The sequence below is a fragment of the Myxococcus sp. CA039A genome, from assembly GCF_013336645.1.
Classification (GTDB): Bacteria; Myxococcota; Myxococcia; order Myxococcales; family Myxococcaceae; genus Myxococcus; species Myxococcus llanfairpwllgwyngyllgogerychwyrndrobwllllantysiliogogogochensis.
On sequence record NZ_JABUMQ010000013.1, the window covers coordinates 45821 to 66181 of the forward strand.

The 20361-nt window shown below is 71.3% G+C and carries 2 protein-coding genes; both read left to right on the forward strand.

Annotated elements, in window-relative coordinates:
• Positions 1 to 10: 10 nt before the first annotated feature.
• Positions 11 to 15553 (forward strand): type I polyketide synthase, encoded by a 15543-nt coding sequence (locus tag HR086_RS03585; RefSeq protein ID WP_174464876.1) that lies wholly within the window; start codon positions 11 to 13, stop codon positions 15551 to 15553.
• On the forward strand, positions 15550 to 20361 hold a 4812-nt coding region (locus HR086_RS03590), incomplete at its 3' end, for a type I polyketide synthase (RefSeq protein ID WP_174464877.1). The genes HR086_RS03585 and HR086_RS03590, both read left to right, overlap by 4 nt.

Here is a 20361-nt window from a genome sequence, read left to right on the forward strand (position 1 = left end):
GAGAACCCCCATGGCAAACCGCAACGACGAGTCCAGCGAGCTGTCCCCCGCCAAGCGCATGCTGGTGGCGTTGGAGAAGATGCAGACGCGGCTGAACGCGGTGGAAGGTGCCGCGAAGGAGCCCATCGCCATCGTGGGCATGGCGTGCCGCTTCCCTCAGGCCGACGACGTGGACGCCTACTGGCGGCTGCTCGAGGCCGGTGTCGACGCCGTGCGGGAGATTCCGCTGGAGCGCTGGCGGCGGGATGAGGTCTCCGGCCTGGGTGAAGGGGCGATGCGCTGGGGCGGCTACCTGGACGCGGTGGATGGCTTCGACCCGGGCTTCTTCGGCATCTCCCCGCGTGAAGCGGTGCAGATGGACCCCCAGCAGCGCCTGCTGCTCGAGGTGGCGTGGGAGGCGCTCGAGGACGCGGGGCTGGATGTCGACAAGCTCTCGGGCAGCCGCAGCGGCGTCTTCATCGGCGCCTGCAACGACGACTACCACTGCATGCAGGTGGAGCAGCCGGAGACGGGAGACGCGTTCAGCGCCACGGGCGTCGCCGCGAGCGTCCTGTCCGGCCGCCTGTCCTATCTCTTCAACCTCCAGGGGCCGAGCCTGGTGGTGGACACGGCGTGCTCGTCCTCGCTCGTATCGCTCCACCTGGCATGCCAGAGCCTGCGGGCCCGCGAGTGCAACCTGGCGCTCGCCGGCGGCGTGAACCTCATCCTCTCGCCGCAGTCCCTGCTGCTCGTGTCCAAGCTGCAGGCCCTGTCTCCGGATGGCCGGAGCAAGGCGTTCGACGCCTCCGCCAACGGCTTCACCCGAGGCGAGGGCTGCGGAATGCTCGTCCTCAAGCGCCTCTCCGACGCGCTCGCCGACGGCGACCACATCCTGGCGACGATTCGCGGCTCGGCCATCAACCAGGACGGAAAGTCGACGGGGCTCACCACCCCCAACGTGCTCTCGCAGCAGGCGCTCATCCGTCAGGCCCTGGAGAACGCGGGGCTGAAGCCGGAGCACGTGAGCTACGTGGAGGCACACGGCACCGGGACGCCGCTCGGCGACCCGATAGAGGCGGAGGCGCTGCGGGAGACCTACGGCGTCCCGCGCGCTGACGGCGGCGTGTGCGGCGTCGGCTCGGTGAAGACCAACCTGGGGCACCTGGAGTCCGCGGCGGGCGTCGCGGGCATCATGAAGGTCGTCCTCGCGATGCGGCATCAGCGCATCCCGGCGCACCTGCACCTCAAGCAGGTCAACCCGCGCATCCAGCTCGAGGGCAGCGCGCTCACCATCCCCACGCGGCTCACCCCGTGGGAGGTGGCCGGGCAGCCGCGTCGCGCGGGCGTCAGCTCCTTCGGCATCAGTGGCACCAATGCCCACGTCATCCTCGAAGAGGCACCGGCGTCCCCGGTGAAGGACGTGTTGCCCCAGCGTCCGGAGCTGTTGCCCTTGTCCGCGCGCAGCCGGGAGGCGCTCCAGGCGCTCGCGGAGCGTCATGCGGAGCGGCTGGGTCGGGACGGGGGCGGAAGCCTCGCGGACGTCTGCTACACGGCCTCAGCGCACCGCACGCACCACGCCCACCGTCTCGCGGTGCTGGCGGACTCCCGCGAGCGCACCGCCGAGCGGCTTCGGGCCTTCGCGCGAGGAGAGCAGCCCGCGGACACCTGGACGGGCCGCAAGTCGTTCGGCGCGCGCCGCAAGGTCGTCTTCGTCTACCCGGGGCAGGGCGCGCAGCGCGCCGGCATGGGGCGGGCGTTGATGGAGCAAGAGCCTGTCTTCCGCGACGCGCTCGTCAAGGTGGACCAGGCGCTGCGGCCCCACCTGGGCTGGAGCGTGCTCGACGAAATCGCCGCGGACGAGCAGCACTCGCGTCTGGCGGAGATTGACGTCAACCAGCCCGTGCTCTTCGCGGTGGAGGTGGCCCTCACGGCGCTGTGGCGCTCGTGGGGCATCGAGCCGGACGCGGTGATGGGTCACAGCATGGGCGAGGTGGTCGCCGCGCACGTGGCCGGGGCGCTCAGCCTCGAGGACGCCGTCCTCATCATCTGCCACCGCAGCAAGCTCATGCGCACCCTGGGTGGGCGGGGCGCGACGATGGCGATGGTCGAGCTCTCCGCGGAGGAGGCCGAGGAGGCCATCCGTCCCTGGAGTGGCAGGCTCTGGCTGGGAGGCCTGAATGGCCCCCGCTCGCAGGTCCTGTCCGGAGACCCGGAGGCGGTCAAGGAAGCGGTCGACGCGCTCGGGCACCGGGGTGTCTTCACCCGCTGGGTGAAGATGGACGTGCCGTCGCACACCCCGCTGGTGGAGGTCATCAGTCGGGAGCTGGAAGGGCGCATCGCACGCATCACTCCGCGCGCCTCGGACGTGCCCCTCTGCTCCACCGTGACGGGCGAGTTCCTCGACGGCGCGAAGCTCGACGCGGCCCACTGGGGCAACAACCTCCGGCTCCCGGTGCGCTTCGAGGCGGCGGCGCGGCGGCTCCTCGCGAGCGAGCACACCCTCTTCATCGAGGTGAGCCCCCACCCCGTCCTGCTCCCGGCCGTCGAGCAGACGATGGGCGCGGAGGGCACGCAGCAGGGCCTGGTGCTCGCCTCCCTGCGGCGGGGCGAGGAGGAGCGGCACACCCTGCTGGCTTCACTGGGCTCCCTCTATGCCTCGGGCCACCGCGTCGCGTGGAACCGCGTGTATCCGGGCAAGGGGCAGCTCGTGCCACTGCCCGCGTATCCCTGGCAGCGCGAGCGCTTCTGGATGGAGCCTGTCTCCCGCGCCGCGCGCTCGTCGCGGACCGCCTCCGGGCATCCGCTCATCGGTGAGCGCATCGACCTGTCCGCGCAGGGAGACGTCTCCCGCCTGTGGCAGGTGCAGTTGGGACCGAAGCACTTCCCGCTGCTCGCGGAGCACCGCGTCCAGGGCGTGCCCGCGCTGCCGGCGGCGGCCATGGCCGACATGGCGCTCAGCGCGGCGAGGCAGACGCTCGGAGAGCCCGTCTCCCTGGAGGATGTGACCTTCAGCGCGCTGATGTCGTTCCCCGAGGACGAGGAGCGGGTCCTCCAGCTCTGGCTGTCGACGGAGCGTCCGGGGGCCCACACGTTCCGCCTCTTCAGCGCACCCGTCATGCGCGAGGTGCCTTCGGACGAGCTGAACTGGACGCTCCACGCCGAAGGCTCGCTGCGACAGGGCGAGGTCGCGGCGGACACGGCCCCCGTCGTGCTCGCGGAGCTTCGCGCGCGGCTGGGTGAGCAGTCCCCGGTCGAGGCGCACTACGAGACGCTCCGGGACATCGGGCTGGACTATGGCCCCACCTTCCGTGTCGTGCGGGAGCTGTACCGGGCGGACGGTGAGGCGCTGGGCCGCGTGCGGCTCGAAGGCGAGCTGACGGCCTCGGAGGCGCACTACAGCCTGCATCCGGCGCTGCTCGACGGCTGCTTCCAGGTCCTGGGCGCGGCGCTGGAGAGCATCGACAGCGAAGGGGGCGTCTACGTCCCCGTGGAGCTGAAGCACCTGCGCGTCCTGTCGCGCCCCCCGTCGGCCGGGCTCTGGAGCCACGTTCGCATCGTCAGTGGCGCGGCCACGGGTTCGAGCGCCATCGAGTGCGACGTCACGCTCCTGGATGACCAGGGTGGGGTGGTGGCGGAGGTGCGGCGGCTGGTGTGCAAGAAGGTCTCCGTCACCAGCGCCCCCGTCGATGAAGTGGACCGCTGGCTCTACTCCGTCCAGTGGCGGTCGCAGCCGCGTCCGACGGGGACGGTGGGCGCGCGCGGCGAGGGCCGCTGGCTCGTCTTCGCGGACACGCGGGGCCTGGGCGCGTCGCTGGCCACGGGACTCGGTGAGCGCTCCGGAGGCAGCGTCGTGGTGGAGGTGGGCGCCGCCTACGAGCGGCTCGACGCGGAGCACTACCGCGTCAATCCCTCCCGGCTCGAGGACTTCCAGGCGCTCCTGCGCGATGCGTTCAGCGAGCAGTCGCCGTGCAGAGGCATGGTGCACCTCTTCGGGCTCGATGTGGCGTCCGACGTGTCGAAGCCCGAGGCGTTCGAGCGCGCGGTCTCCCTGGGTGGCACCAGCGTGATTCACCTGCTCCAGGCGTGGGCACAGCGCGGCTGGCGTGACACCCCTCGACTGTGGCTGGTGACGGCGGGCATGCAGGTGCTGGCCCAGGGCGAGCCGTCTGGCGCGCCCGCCGCGGCCTTCCTGTCGGGGCTCGCCGCGGTCATCACCCACGAGCATCCCGAGCTGCGATGCGCGCACGTGGACCTGGGCGCGGAGCCCTCACCCGAGGAGCTGGCGTCGCTGACGGAGGAACTCCTCGCGGATGGGGCGGAAGACCGCATCGCCTTGCGTGGGACGTCTCGTCACGTCGCGCGGCTGGAGCGGGGTACCTCCGAGCGAGTGGCTTCGGAGCCGAGTGAACTCTCCCCGGCGGGCACCTACCTCATCACCGGCGGCCTGGGAGGCCTGGGGCTGGAGGTGGCGAAGTGGCTCGTCCAGCGGGGGGCTCGCAACCTGGCGCTGACGGGACGGAGCGCTCCCTCCGAGGAGGCGCTTCGCGTGCTCGGAGAGCTTCGAGCGGGCGGAGTCGAGGTGCGCGTCTACGGCGCGGACGTCACGAGCGCCGCCGAGGTGGCGCGCCTGCTCGGGACGATGGACGCGGAGCTGCCGCCGCTGCGAGGCATCGTCCACGCGGCCGGCGTCATCGCCGATGGTGTGCTGACGCAACTCGATGAGACCCGGCTGCGCACGGTGCTGGCGCCGAAGGTCCAGGGCGCATGGAACCTGCACGCGCAGACGCAGGGGCGGCCCCTGGATTTGTTCGTGATGTTCTCCTCGGCGGCGTCGATGTTGGGCTCGCCAGGGCAGGGCAACTACGCGGCGGCCAACGCCTTCATGGACGTGCTGGCCCATCACCGCCACGCGGCGGGCCTTCCCGCGCTGAGCGTCAACTGGGGGCCGTGGGCCGAGGTGGGCCTCGCGGCCGTGGCAACGAGCCGGGGCGACCGTCTGGCGCTGCGGGGCGTGGGCAACATGCCGCCGTCGCAGGCCCTCGATGCACTGGGCCGGCTGCTGGCGCGCGAGGCCGTGCAGGTGGCGGTGGTGCCGCTGGACCTGCGGCAGTGGCGTGAGTTCTATCTGAGCGCGGCGCAGTCGCCCTTCCTCTCCGTGCTGATGCAGGAGCGGGCGAGCACGCAGCCGTCGCGCAAGGGCGACGCGCGCGAGCAACTGGCGGCGGCGGAGCCAGGCCGGCGACGGGGGCTCCTGGAGTCCTACCTGCGCGAACAGCTCGGGCGCATCCTCCGCATGGAGCCGGCGCGCATCGAAGCCGACCAGCCCTTCGGCGACGTGGGCATGGACAGCCTGACGGGCCTGGAGCTGCGCAACCGAATCGAATCGGGCCTGAAGCTCACGCTGTCCGCGACGCTCGTCTACGCCTACCCCACGGTGCAGGCGTTGACGGAGTACCTGTTCAGCAAGCTGGAGCCCGCGCTCGACGCCGAGGCGCGTCCCGCGGCTCGCCCCTCGGTGAAGCAGGCGCGGACGTCCGCCCCGGAGACTTCCTCCGGACAGGGCCCCGAGCTGCTCGCCGTCGTCGGCATGGGCTGCCGCTTCCCGGGTGGCGCCAACGCTCCGGAAGCGTACTGGCGGCTGCTGAGTGAAGGCGTGGACGCCGTCCGCGAGGTCCCCTCGGACCGCTGGCGGAGCAGCACGGACGCGGCGGAGCATAAGGGCACGCGCTGGGGTGGCTTCCTGGACCGGGTGGATGGCTTCGACCCGGAGTTCTTCGGCATCGCCCCTCGCGAGGCCGTGGCGATGGACCCGCAGCAGCGACTGCTGCTCGAGGTCGCCTGGGAGGCGCTCGAGGACGCGGGGTTGCCCAGGTCGCGTCTGGTGGGCAGCCGGACGGGTGTCTTCGTCGGCGTCTGCGGCAATGACTACGCCATGCTTCAGGCGGAGCGTGATGTCGCGGGTGACGTCTACTCGGTCATCGGTTGCTCCAACAGCGTGATTGCGGGACGCCTGTCGTACCTGTTGGACCTGCGCGGCCCGGCGCTGTCCGTGGACACGGCCTGCTCGTCCTCGCTGGTGGCGTTGCACCTGGCGGGACAGAGCCTGCGCAACGGCGAGTGCGACGCGGCGCTCGTCGGCGGCGTCAACCTGCTGCTCTCCCAGCGGCCCAGCACCTGGCTCTCCAAGCTGACGGCGCTGTCTCCCGACGGTCGCTGCCGGACGTTCGATTCGAGGGCGAACGGCTTCGTGCGTGGCGAGGGCTGCGGCGTCGTCGTGCTGAAGCGGCTCTCCGATGCCCTGGCCCAGGGGGACAACGTCCTCGGCGTGATTCGCGCCTCGGCGGTGAACCAGGATGGTGGCTCCACCGGCCTGACGACTCCCAACGTCCTGTCCCAGCAGGCGCTGATTCGCGAGGCCCTGGAGGCCGCGAGCCTGTCGCCCAAGGACATTGGCTACATCGAGGCGCACGGCACCGGGACGCCGCTCGGTGACCCGATAGAGGTGGAGGCGCTGCGGGAGACCTACGGCGCGCGGCGCGAGGACGGCTCTCTCTGCTACCTGGGCTCCGCCAAGACGAACCTCGGACACCTGGAGGCCGCCGCCGGCATGGCGGGCCTCATCAAGGTCCTGCTCGCGCTGCGGCACGAGGCCATCCCGAAGCACCTGCACTTCAAGGCGCTCAACCCTCGCATCTCCATCGAGGACACGCCCTTCGTCATCCCGACGCGGCAGCAGCCGTGGCCCGTGTCCCAGCGGCGTCGCTACGCGGCCGTGAGTTCCTTCGGTATCAGCGGGACGAACGCGCACGTCATCCTGGAGGAGGCCCCCACGCCGCCGCCCGCGCCCGAGGCCACCGACGTGGGAGCCCAGCTCCTCGCGCTGTCCGCGAGGAGCGAGGGTGCGCTGCGGGCGCTGGCGCGCTCGTACCAGGAGCTGCTGAAACTACCGGAGGACCAGGCACCGAATCTCGAAGACGTCGCCTACACCGCCGCGCTCCGACGAAACCCCTACGAGCATCGGCTCGCGGTGGCGGGCCGCTCGCGGCAGGAGTGGGGCGAGCAGCTCCAGGCCTTCCTGGAGGGCGCGGCGCCGCCGTACCTCACGACGGGGCTCGCCGAGAGCCGACGGGAGAAGGTCGTCTTCGTCTTCGGTGGCCAGGGCTCGCAGTGGCAGGGCATGGGCAGGGATTTGCTCGCACGCGACGCGGTCTTCGCCGCCGCGCTGCGCGAGTGCGACTCGCTGCTGGCCCCGCACACCGGTGCCTCCATCATCCAGGCGCTCGAAGTCGAAGGGAATGCGTCGCGGCTGGACGAGACGGAGGTGGCACAGCCCGCCATCTTCGCCATCCAGGTCGCGCTCGCGGCGGCCTGGCGCGCGCTCGGGGTCGTCCCGGTCGCCGTCGTGGGACACAGCGTGGGTGAGATCGCCGCCGCGCACGTGGCCGGGGCGCTGAGCCTCGCGGAGGCCGCGCGCCTGGTGGCGCATCGCAGCCGCATCATGCAGCGGGTGACGGGCCAGGGCCGCATGGCCTCGGTCGAGCTGTCGCCCGAGGAGGCCGAGCGGGAGCTGACGCGCTACGCCGGGCGGTTGTCGGTGGGCGCCATCAACGACGCGCGCGCCGTCGTCCTCTCGGGAGAGCCGGCGGCACTCGGAGAGGTGCTCGAAGCCCTGCGCGCGCGGGGTGTCTCCACGCGCGACCTGGGGGTGAACTACGCGTTCCACAGCCAGCAGATGGCCCCGCTCCAGGCGGAGCTCGTTCAGGCACTGGGCCGGCTCGAGACGCGGCCGACGTCCATCCCGATGATTTCGACGGTGACGGGACAGGTCATCGAAGGTGAGTCGCTGGATGCGACCTACTGGGCGAGCAACATCCGGGAGGCCGTGCGCTTCTCCGATGCCATGAGCGCCCTGCTCGATGAGGGCCAACGGCTCTTCGTGGAGCTGGGGCCGCAGCCCGCGCTGGGCCGGTATGTCCTCCAGATGCTGGAGCGCCGCGAGCTGGAAGGCGCGGCGGTGCCGTCCCTGCGCAAGGGCCGGGATGGCCAGACGGTGATGCTCGGCGCGTTGGGCGGGCTCCACGTGAAGGGGTTCCCCGTGGAGTGGGGGCGCCTCTTCCCGTCGGGAGGCCGGCTGGCGGCGCTGCCGCTCTACCCGTGGCAGCGCTCGCGGTACTGGATTGAGGCCGCCGACGCGAAGGCCGCTTCGCTGGTGGCCGCCGCGCCTGCTTCGGAGGCGAAGCGGCCGGAGGACTGGGTCTACGACCTCACGTGGCAGGTGCGTGAGCGTGGAGTCGCTTCACCGCGCGCGCCGCGCGATGAGGGGACGTGGCTGGTCTTCGGTCACCGCGAGGGCACGGGCGCCGCGCTGGCGGCCCTGCTCGAGAAACGGGGCGAGCCGTGCTGGTTGGTCATCCCGGGTGACGAAGAGGCGGTCCAGGGCCCCGGGGTGCGGTCGCTGAATCCGCGAAGCCCCGAGCAGTTCGACCGGTTGCTTCAGGAAGTGGGCCCCGTCCGCGCCGTCGTCCACCTGTGGGGCGCGGAGGTCGCGCCGGTCTCCGAGCCCACGCTCGCGCAGGTCGAGTCCGCGCAGCAGCTCGGAGTCCACGCGGCGCTGCGCCTCGCGCAGGCACTCATGCGCAAGGGCGCCGAGAGCGCCGCCCGGCTGTGGCTGTGCACACGCGGCAGCCAGGCCGTGGGGGGAGTCACGGGAGGCTCGCCGCTGTATGCGCCCCTGTGGGGCCTCGGTCGCGTCATGGCGCTGGAGCACCCGGAGGTCTGGGGTGGGTTGCTGGACCTGGACCCAAGCGCTTCCGAGGGTGAAGTGGAGACGCTGTGGCGCGAGCTGTCCGGCGCGGATGAAGAGGACCAGTCGGCCTTCCGTGGCGGAGTCCGCTACGTGGCGCGCCTCGTCCCCTCGGCTCCGGCACGCGGGCTCGCACCCGTCGCGCTTCGCGCGGACGCGGCGTACCTCGTCACGGGGGGCCTGGGTGGGTTGGGGCTGCATGTGGCGAAGTGGCTGGTCTCCAAGGGCGCGCGGCACCTCGTGCTGCTGGGCCGCAGGGGGCTGCCTGACCGTGCCGCGTGGCCAGCGCTGTCGCGCGAGAGCGACGTGGGCCGGCAGGTGGCGGCCATCGAAGCCCTCGAAGCCGAGGGCGCCGTCGTTCACGCCCTCAGCGCGGACGTGGGTGACCCGACCCGCATGGCGGAGGTCATCGGGCTCATCCAGCAAGGGCCCGCGCCGTTGAAGGGCATCATCCACGCCGCGGGTGTGTCCACTGTCCAGCCGCTCGAGACGATGGATGAGGCGGCGCTCGCCTCCATCCTGCGTCCGAAGGTGTGGGGCGGCTGGGTGCTGCACCAGGCGACGCAAGGGTTGGACCTGGACTTCACCGTCTACTTCTCGTCCGTCTCCGCCGTGTGGGGTTCGGCCCGGATGGGCCACTACGCCGCGGGCAATCAGTTCCTCGACGCGCTGGCCCACCACCGTCGTGCGAAGGGCCAGCACGCGCTGAGCATCAACTGGGGGCCGTGGGCCGCCGAAGGCATGGTCGCCGAAGAAGGCCTGCGTTGGTTCGAGCGGATGGGCGTCAGCGGTCTCTCGGTGGAGGGCGGGCTCCAACTGCTCGGGGCACTGCTCACCACGGATGCGACCCAGCGCACCGTCGCCCAGATGGACTGGAGCCTCTTCAAGTCCGTGTACGAGTCGCGGTCGCGCAAGCCGATGCTGGAGGCGCTCGGCCCTGCTTCCGTGCCCGCGCCGCGGCCGGTGTCGCTGCCTTCCGGGAGCGACGAGTTCGCGCCGCTGCGCAACGCTTCTCCTGCGCGTCGCCGGGAGCTGGTGACGGCCTGGGTGCGTGACGAAGTGGCCCGGGTGCTCGGCTTCCCGTCGAGCGCCTCCGTCAAACTGGAGCAGGGCTTCTTCGATACGGGCATGGACTCCATCACCGCCGTGGAGCTGCGGCGGAGACTGGTGGCCCGGTTCGGCGTCCAGCTTCCGACCACGATTGCCTTCGACAAGCCGACGGTGCTGGCCCTGTCGACCTACCTCCTTCAGGACGTGCTCCAACTGGACGTGGTGGCGAAGGAGGAGACGGTCCGGACCGCGAGCAACGCGACGGAGCCCATCGCGATTGTCGGTATGGGCTGCCGCGTGCCCCAGGCCTCGGGCCCCGAGGCTTTCTGGCAACTGCTGGAGGGCGGCGTGGACGCCATCCGCGAAGTGCCTGCCTCGCGGTGGAAGGTCGACGACTACTACGACCCGAGGCCCGGCGTGCCTGGGAAGACCTACACCCGTTGGGGCGGGTTCCTGGACGACGCCGACCAGTTCGACGCGCAGTTCTTCGGAATCTCCCCGCGTGAGGCCGCGAACATGGACCCGCAGCAGCGCCTGCTGCTGGAGGTGGCCTGGGAGTCCCTGGAGCACGCGGGGCTCGCGCCGGGGCGACTGGCGAACACCCGCACGGGTGTGTTCATCGGCATTGGCAGCAACGAGTACGCGATGCTCAACGGGGTGGGGAGCGCTTCGGCCGCGGGCGACGCGTATATCGCCACGGGCAACGACGCGAGCTTCGCCGCGGGCCGGCTGGCCTACCTGCTCCGATTCCAGGGGCCGACGATGAGCTTGAACACCGCGTGCTCCTCGTCGCTGGTGGCGGTGCACCTGGCCTGCCAGAGCCTGCGCTCGGGAGAAGCCAACCTGGCGCTCGCGGGTGGCGTCAACATGACGCTCGCGCCGCACTCGACCATCTACCTCGCGCAGCTGCGGGCCCTGTCTCAGGACGGACGGTGCAAGACGTTCGATGCCTCGGCGGATGGCTACGTGCGCAGCGAGGGCTGCGGCATCGTGGTCCTCAAGCGCCTGTCCGACGCGAAGCGGGACGGGGATGACATCCTCGCCGTCATCCGTGGCTCGGCGGTCAACCATGACGGCCCGAGCAGCGCGCTTACGGTCCCCAACGGGGATGCGCAGCAGCAGGTCCTCCGCGCCGCCCTGGCCAACGCGGGCGTGGCCCCCTCGGAGGTGGACTACATCGAAGCGCACGGCACGGGCACGTCCCTGGGCGACCCCATCGAGGTCCAGGCCGTGGCCAAGGTGCTCGGTGAGGGCCGCACGTCCGAGCAGCGGCTGTTGATGGGCTCGGTGAAGACCAGCATCGGCCACCTGGAGGCGGCGGCGGGCATCGCCGGGCTCATCAAGGTGGTGCTCGCCCATCGGCACGGCGTGGTGCCACCGCACCTGCACCTCACGCGCCTCAACCCGCACATCGAGCTGGACGGCTTCCCGCTGGACATCCCGACGAAGGCCACGCCCTGGCCCGAGCGCGCGCGTCCGCGCATCGCCGGCATCAGCGCCTTCGGCCTGAGCGGCACCAACGCGCACGTCATCGTGGAAGAGGCCCCCGCGACCGAGCCCCTTGCGGCGCAGCCCGAGCGAAGCCTGCACGTGCTCGCGCTGTCGGCGAAGACGAAGGGCGCGCTCTCGCAGCTCGCGGCGCGGGTCGGTGAGCACTTCACCGCGCGCCCGGAGCTGTCGCTCGCGGATGTCTGCCACGCCGCGAACACGCAGCGCACGGGCTTCTCCCACCGGCTCGCGGTCGTCGTGGACTCGGCGGAGCAGGCCCGGGAGCGGCTGCTGGCGCTCGCGCGGGGAGAAGAGGTGGCCCGGCTGGCCCAGCACCGCTTCGAGGGCGAGCCTCCCAAAATCGTCTTCGTGTTCACCGGCCAGGGCTCCCAGTACGCGGGCATGGGCCGGGAGCTGTATGAGACCGAGCCTGTCTTCCGCGCGGCCCTGGACCGCTGCGACGCCCTGCTCGCGGGCACCTGGGAGGAGTCGCTCCTCTCCGTGATGCACGGGACGGGTTCGCGCATCGACGACACGGCGTACACGCAGCCGGCGCTCTTCGCGCTGGAGTACGCCCTGACGGAGCTGTGGCGCTCCTGGGGCGTGGAGCCCTGGGCGGTGCTGGGGCACAGCGTCGGCGAGTACGTCGCCGCCTGCGTGGCGGGGGTGATGACGCTGGAGGACGCCCTGCGGCTCATCACCGAGCGCGCGCGGCTCATGCAGGCCCTCCCGCGCGATGGCGAGATGGTGGCCATCTCCGCGAGCGAGGAGCAGGTCACGCAGGCGCTGGCGCCGTACGCGGACCGGGTCTCGATTGCCGCGGTCAACGGGCCGGCGGACACCGTCATCTCCGGCGAGCGTGAGGCGGTGGAGGCCCTCGCCACCGGGTTCCAGGCCAAGGGCATCAAGGCCCGGCGGCTCACGGTGTCCCACGCGTTCCACTCGCCGCTCATGGACCCGATGCTGGAGGCGTTCGAGAAGGTGGCGGGCGAGGTGGCCCTCCACGCGCCGCGCATCCACCTGGCCTCCAACGTCACGGGCCAGGTCCTCGCGGAGGATGCCGTGCTGGACGCCGCGTACTTCCGCCGCCACGTGCGGGGCGCGGTGCGCTTCCACGATGGACTGAAGGCCCTGCGGGCGCTCGGCGGCACCGTGTTCGTGGAGGTCGGCCCGCATCCGACGCTCACCGGCATGGCGCTCAAGGGGCTCGGGGACGACGCGGGCACCTGGTTGCCGTCACTGCGCCAGGGGCAGCCCGAGCAGCCGCACATCCTCTTCAGCCTGGGCTCGCTCTACACCCAGGGCGTGGCGGTGGACTGGGCCGCGCTGAACGGTGAGCGTCACCGCTCGCGCGTCGCGCTCCCCGTCTACCCGTGGCAGCACCAGCGCCACTGGCTGGAGGCCGCCAAGGCCCCGCGCCCCGTCTCGTCAATCACCAGCGCGCAGGCGCTCGTCGGTCAGCGGGTGCGCTCACCTCTGAGCAAGTCGCTCGTGTTCGAGGGCCGCTACAGCGCGCGCTCCCTGCCGTTCCTGGAGGACCACCGGCTCTACGGAACCATCGTCGTGCCCGGCTCGTGCCACATCGCGCGCATCATCGCGACGGCGGCGCAGTCGTTCGGGACGGGGCCGTACACCATCGAGAAGTGCCTCTTCTCCCAGCCCATCGTGCTCGCGGACGAGGAGGAGCAGCTCGTGCAACTCGTCCTCGCCCCCAAGGGAGAGGGCCGGTACGACTTCGAAATCTACAGCCTCTCCGCGACCGCCGACGAGCACACCGAGGGGTGGCTGCTGAACGGCACGGGGACGCTCCAGGTGGGCGGCGAAGGGGCCGCGCGCCCGGCGCCCATCTCCCGGCAAGACATCGAGGCGCGCTGCTCGCGCCAGCTCGGAGGCGGACTCTACGAGCGCAACTGGGACATCGGGTTCAACCTCGGCCCCGCGTTCCGTTGGATTGAGCGCGTCCAGAATGGCGGGCGCGAGTCGCTCTGCCAGATGCGCTCGCCGACGGAGGGCGATGACCGGAGCCTGTTCGTCCACCCGGGACTGGTCGACTCCTTCCTGCAGGCGATGGGCACGGACCTCATCAGCGAGGACGCGCAGTTGAGCACCGTCTACGTGCCCATCTCCGTGGAGCGCTTCCGCTTCCACGAGCAGCCGACCGGGCCGGTGTGGGCTTATGCCGTGCGCCGCGACGCGGAGGAGGCCGTGGGTGAGGTCATCACCGGCGACGTGTACGTGGTGGACGCCGAAGGCCGGGTGCTCATCGAGATTGAAGGGCTGAAGCACAAGCGCGCCCCGCGCGAAGCGCTGATGGCGGTGCTGCGCCATGGCCAGCGCGACACCCTCTACGAACTCGCCTGGAAGCGTCAGCCCCTGCCCGAGGGCGCGCCCGCGACGGGCCGTTGGCTCGTGTTCGCGGACGAGTCGGGACTCGCGGAGGCGCTCGCCGAACGGCTCATGAAGAGTGGCCGTCGTCCCGTGCTGGTCCAACCGGGTGCGGCGTACGTCCGTCACGGCGAGGACCGCTTCACCCTCGATGCCCGGTCCGCCGAGGACTACGAGCGACTGCTCGTGGAAGCGGTGCTGCCCGGCGAGTCGCTCGGGGGCGTCGTCCATCTCTGGGCGATGCGCGGGTCCGAAGGGGAGGACGTGGAGTCGCTGCGAGAGGCTCACCAACTGGGCGGAGGCAGCGCGCTTCATCTGGCCAAGGCGCTGGTGGCCTCGGCTTCGGCCGCGCGTCTCTGGATGGTGACGCGGGGTGCCCGGGCGCTGGCGTCCAAGCCGTCGCCGCTCGCGCTGAGCCAGGTGCCCCTCTGGGGCCTGGGCGGCGTCTTCTCACAGGAGCACCCCGAGCGGTGCGGCGCGCTCATCGACCTGGACCCCTCCGGCTCCGGAGACGACGCGTCGGCCCTCTGGCGCGAGCTGAGCGCGGGTGACGGAGAGCGACAGGTGGTGATTCGCGAAGGCCAGCGCCATGTCGCCCGGCTTCGCGCCTCACGGGAGGAGCCACGCAACGGCATGCCCCGGTTGTTGCCGGACGCCAGCTACCTGCTCACGGGTGGCCTCGGTGGATTGGGTCTGTCGCTGGCCGGGTGGATGGTGGAGCAGGGCGCGCGCAACCTCGTGCTCGTCGGCCGAGGCGGAGCCCGGCCCGAAGTCCAGCAGGCCCTCCGTGCCCTGGAGTCGGCGGGCGCGAAGGTCCTGGTCGTCCAGGCGGACGTGTCGAAGCTGGAAGACGTCCGCCGCGCCACCGAGGAAGCAGAGCGGTTGGCGCCGCTGCGCGGGGTGGTCCACGCCGCGGGTGTCCTGGACGATGGAATGCTCCTGCAACAGGACTGGTCGCGGTTCGCCCGGGTGCTCGCACCCAAGGTGGACGGAGCCTGGCACCTCCACACGTTGACGAAGGACAGGGCGCTCGACTTCTTCGTCCTGTACTCGTCGGCGTCGACGCTGCTCGGCGCGCCGGGGCAGGGGAGCTACGCGGCGGCCAATGCCTTCCTGGACGCGCTGGCACATCACCGGCGGGCGCTGGGGCTTCCGGCGCTGAGCATCAACTGGGGCCCCTGGGCCGAGGTCGGCATGGCCGCGCAGCTCGCGGCCCGCTACCAGTCGCAGGGCATCGAGGCGTTCACTCCCGCCGAGGCGCTCCAGGCCTTCAGCCGGGCCTTCGGTCGCGAGCAGCCGCAGCTCACCCTGCTGCGAATCCAGTGGCAGCGCTACCTCTCGCAGTACCCGCGAGGCACGGCGCCCACCCTGCTCGCGGAGCTGGTCAGCCCGGCGTCGGCGACCGAGGACACCGGACCCTCGGCCTCCGAGTTCCGGCGTCGGCTCGAGTCGGCGGAGCCCCGCCAGCGCATGCCGCTGCTGTTGGAGCACGTGCAGGGCGAGGCGGTGCGCGTGCTCGGGTTGGATGCGTCGGCGCCGCTGGAGCCCCGGGAGCGGTTGTTCGAAGTGGGCATGGATTCGCTGATGGCGCTCGAGCTGCGCAATCGCTTGCAGAAGACCGTGGGGACGTCGCTGCCGGCGACGCTCGTCTTCGACTATCCGACGGCGGAGGCCATCGCGAGCTACCTGCTCGGCGAGGTCTACGGCCTGGAGACGCAGCCCGTTGGCGAGGCGCGGGGAGAGGTCCAGGACTCCGCGCTGCTCGAACGCATCATGGAGCTTTCGCAGGATGAGCTCGCCGCCTCCCTGGAGGCGAAGCTCTCCGCACTGATGGAAGAAGGGTCATGAGCCAGCAGGAAAAGTCAGCCGAGCCGTCCGCGCTCCAGCGCGCCGCGTTGCTCGTGGAGAAGATGCAGTCACGCCTCGACGCGGTGGAGCGTGCCCGGACCGAGCCCATCGCCGTCGTGGGGATGGGGTGCCGATTCCCAGGGGGCGCCGTCGACGGGCCTTCCTTCTGGAAGGTCCTGCGCGACGGCGTGGATGCGCTGCGCGAGACGCCCGAGTCCCGCTGGGATGTGCCCGGCCATTTCGACGAGACGCGGGGCCTGCCCGGAAAGATGTACGGGACGCGGGGAGGCTTCCTCGACGACGTGGAGAACTTCGACGCGGAGTTCTTCGGAATCTCTCCCCGGGAGGCGGCGAGCCTGGACCCGCAGCAGCGGCTCGTCCTGGAGGTCGCCTGGGAGGCGTTGGAGAACGCGGGCCTGGCACCCCATCAACTCGCGGGCACCAAGACCGGCGTCTTCATGGGCGTGATGTCCAGCGACTACATGGCGCGCCTGCTGAAGGAGAACGACGCGACGCGCTTCGACGGGTACATGGCGACGGGGAACGGCTACAGCTTCGTTCCTGGCCGCGTCTCGTACGTGCTCGGGTTGCAGGGGCCGGCCATGCCGGTGGACACCGCGTGTTCGTCCTCGCTGGTCGCGCTCCATCTGGCCAGTGAGAGCCTCCGGAGAGGAGAGTCCAACCTCGCGCTGGCGGGCGGCGTGAATCTCATCCTCTCGCCGGAGACGACCATCTGCCTGTGCAGCATGCAGGCGCTCGCGAGTGATGGCCGGTGCAAGACCTTTGACGCGGCCGCGGACGGGTACGTGCGAGGCGAAGGGTGTGGTGTCCTCGTCCTCAAGCGGCTCTCGGATGCGCAGCGGGACGGTGACTCCATCCTCGCGTTGATTCGCGGCTCCGCCGTCAACCATGACGGGGCCAGCGGTGGACTGACCGTGCCCAACGGGCCGTCGCAGCAGGCGGTGGTCCAGCGGGCGCTCGACAACGCGCGCATCGCCCCGGCCCTGGTGGGGTACGTCGAAGCCCACGGGACGGGCACCCCGCTGGGTGACCCGATAGAGCTGCGGGCGCTGGGGGCCGTGCTGGGCAAGGGGCGTCCGGAGGACCGGCCGTTCTTCATCGGCTCGGTGAAGACGAACATCGGACACCTGGAGCCCGCCGCCGGAATCGCCGGGGTCATCAAGACCATCCTCTCGCTCCAGCACCAGGAGATTCCCCCGCATCTGCACTTCCGCACCCCCAACCCGCATGTGGAGTGGGACCGCATTCCGGCCCGCGTCCCCGTCGAGCGGGTGCCCTGGCCCGCCCACGAGGGACGGCGCATCGCGGGTGTGAGCTCCTTCGGGCTCAGCGGAATCAACGCGCACGTCGTGCTGGAGGAGGCTCCCTCCGCCACCGTCCCCGCCGCGTCGGACGAGGAGGCCCAGGCGCGGCTCGTGGTCCTGTCCGCGAAGACGCCCGGAGCGCTGTCCTCGCTGGCGGAGCGCTGGAGCGCGTTCCTGAAGGGCGAGGCGCCGGGCTCGCTCGCCGATATCAGCGCCACGTCGACGCTGGGCCGGACGCACCATGAGCACCGGCTCGCCCTCGCGGCGAAGTCCAGGGAGGAGCTCCTCGCGCAGCTCGCCGCCTTCGCCGCCGGGGAGAGCCACGCGGGCCTGTCGGTGGGACGCCGGGGCAGCGGAGCCGGACAGCGGATTGTCTTCGTCTTTCCGGGTCAGGGCTCGCAGTGGCTGGGAATGGGACAGCAGCTGTACGCGCGGGACGCGACGTTCCGGGAGGCCATCGACCGGTGTCACGAGGCGCTCGGCCGTCATGTCGACTGGTCCTTGCGCGAGCTGCTGACGAAGCCCGGACAGCAACCTCGATGGAATGACATCGACGTCATCCAGCCGACGCTGTTCGCCTTGCAGGTAGCGCTCGCGGCGGTGTGGCGCTCGTGGGGGCTGGAGCCTCACGCGGTGGTGGGCCACAGCATGGGAGAGGTGGCCGCGGCGCACGTCGCGGGGGTGCTCTCGCTGGAGGACGCGGCGCGCATCATCTGTGAGCGGAGCAAGCTGCTCCGGCGCGTCAGTGGCAAGGGCGCCATGGCCGTCGTGGACCTCTCCCGCGAGCAGGCGGAGGCGGAGATTCGGGGCGCCGAGGACCGCATCGCCATCGCCGTGAGCAATGGCCCGAAGGCCACGGTGCTGTCGGGAGACCCCGCGGCGCTGAAAGAGGTGATGGAGCGGCTGGAGCGTCGCGAGGTGTTCTGCCGCTGGGTGAAGGTGGACGTGGCCTCGCACAGCCCGCAGATGGACCCGCTGCGGCAGGAGCTGCTGGAGCGGATGGCGGCCGTGCGTCCCACCGGCGGCACGGTGCCGCTCTACTCCACGGTGACGGGTGCCCCCATCGAGGGCCAGGAGCTGAACGCCTCGTACTGGGTGCGCAACCTGCGCCAGCCCGTGCTGTTCGCGGACGCGGTGCAGCGCCTCATCCAGGATGGAAACGTCCTGTTCATCGAGCTGAGCCCGCACCCCATCCTCGTGCCCTTCGTGGATGCGATGTTGAGGGAAGGGGACACGTCGGGTCGCGGGCTCGTGGTGCCGAGCCTGCTCCGAGAGCAGGAAGAGTGGCCGAGCCTGCTCTCGTCCCTGGGCGCGATTTCCACCCGCGTGGACCGCGTGGACTGGCTCCGGCTGCATCCGGACAAGCGCCGTCGCGTCGCGCTCCCCTCGTATCCATGGCAGCGCGAGCGGCACTGGCTGGAGCTGAAGCCGGCCATCTCGCGCGGTCGCGTCGCGCGAGTGGGAGGGCATCCGCTGTTGGGTGCGTCGTTCACCACCTCCGTGCAGACGGAGAGCCGCTTCTGGGAATCCACGCTGAGCGCGCGGGAGCCCTCGTTCCTGGCGGACCACCGCGTGGGCGGGCAGTGCGTGGTGCCGGGCGCGGCCTATCTGGAGATGGCGCTGTCGGCGGCGCGGGAGCTGACCGGTGGGACGGCGCACGAGCTCGTCGACACGTCCTTCAAGGAGGGCCTGCTGCTCCCCGAGGGACATGAGCGCACCGTGCAACTGGCGCTGAGTGACGAGCGCGAGGGTGTCCTCTCGTTCCAGCTCTCGAGCCAGAAGGCGGGCACGGAGGCGAGTGCACCGGCGGGCTGGATGGCGCATGTCGTGGGGCACCTGCGTCCCATGGACGAAGCGCTGTCCGTCCCCACACCCGAGTCGTTCGAGGCGATTCGGGCGCGTTGCCCGGAGGTGATGGAGTCGGCGGCGCACTACGAGGCGCTGGCGCGCGGTGGCGTGGCCTACGGACCGGCGTTTCAGGGTGTGCGGCAGGTGTGGCGTGGCCGAGGCGAAGCGCTCGGACATGTCCGTTTGCCGGAGCCGCTCGTGGCGCGGGCGTCGGCGTATCGCATCCATCCCGCGTTGCTCGACGCGTGCTTCCAGTTGGTGGCCGCGGCCGTTCCCCAGGAAGACCTTGCCCAGGATGCGGGCCCCGCCGTTCCCGTGGCGCTCGCGAACCTGCGGCTTCACGAGCAGCCGGGGACAGAGGTCTTCTGCCACGTGCGGTTGCGTCCCCTGGAGGGGGCGCGCGGCGGTGTCTACACGTTCGACCTGGAGCTGCGTGATGCGTCTGGCCGGCTCCAGGTGGAGGCGCTCGGGCTGCGCGTCCAGCAGTTGGACATGCCGGTCGCGGAGGGCACGGGGAGGGACCTCTTCTTCGCGCAGGAATGGCGGCATGCGCCGGCTGTCGAGCCTGTCCCGTCCTCGGGCACCGAGGCGGGTGGGCGCTGGTTGCTCATCGCGGACGGCAGCGAACTCTCCGACACGGTCGAGTCCCTGCTGCGAGAGCGACAGGGCGAGGTCCTCCGGGTCGACGTCACGGGTGCGGGCCCGGGGCGCCGGGTCGTGGACACGGCTTCGCCCCAGGCCTTCGATGCGGTGCTGTCAGAGGCCTTCGGCGCGGGCTCGCAGCCACGCGGCGTGATTCACCTGACGGGCCAGGAGCCTCGCGAGGTGGATCCGCTGATGGGGTGTGGTGGCGTGCTGCATCTGGTCCAGGCGCTTGGCCGTGCGGGCCTGTCGAGCCCGCCCAGGCTGTGGCTCGTCACGCGAGGTGTCCATCATGGCTCTGACGGTCGGTCCGCCTCGGACGTGCTCCAGGCTCCGCTGTGGGGCCTGGGCCGGACGCTCGCGCACGAGCACTCTGAGCTGAAGTGCACGCGAGTGGATGTGTCCGCTGCCCTGGGCTCGGGTGATGCGGGCGTCGCGCTGGTGCGGGAGCTGCTCGTGGCGGACGCGGAGGAGGAGATCTCCCTGCGCGCGGATGGGCGCCATGTCGCCCGCATCGTGCGCGGTGTTCCCGGCAGGCCCGTTGGCGAGGCCGTGGTCCCCTCGGCGGGACACCCGTTCCTCCTGGAGCGGGACGTGCGAGGTCGTCTGGAGCGGAGGGCGAATACACGGCGCCCACCCGGGCCGGGCGAACTCGAAATCGAGGTCTCCGTGGCCTCCCATGGAGGGCTCGAGTCCGAGCCGTGGGAAGCAGAAGGTGGCGTCATCGGGTGCACTGGGCGCGTCGTCGCCGTGGGCGAAGGTGTGAAGGATGTCGTGCTCGGCGAGGAGCGGGTCGCGCTGGTGGCGTCGCGCCTCGGGTCGCACGTGTGTGTGCCCGTGGTGTGCACGGCCCTCCGCCCGTCGTCCTCGTCACACGAGGACGCAGCGGCGCTCGCGGCGGCCGTTCTTCCTGCCTGGTACGCGCTGTTCCACCTGGGCCGACTGGAGAAGCGGGGCCGCGTGCTGATTCTGGGGACTTCGAGCGGGCTCGGG

Coding starts and splice junctions, on each gene's coding strand:
- HR086_RS03585 (WP_174464876.1), top strand. CDS start 11: ATGGCAAACCGCAACGACGAGTCCAGCGAGCTGTCCCCCGCCAAGCGC.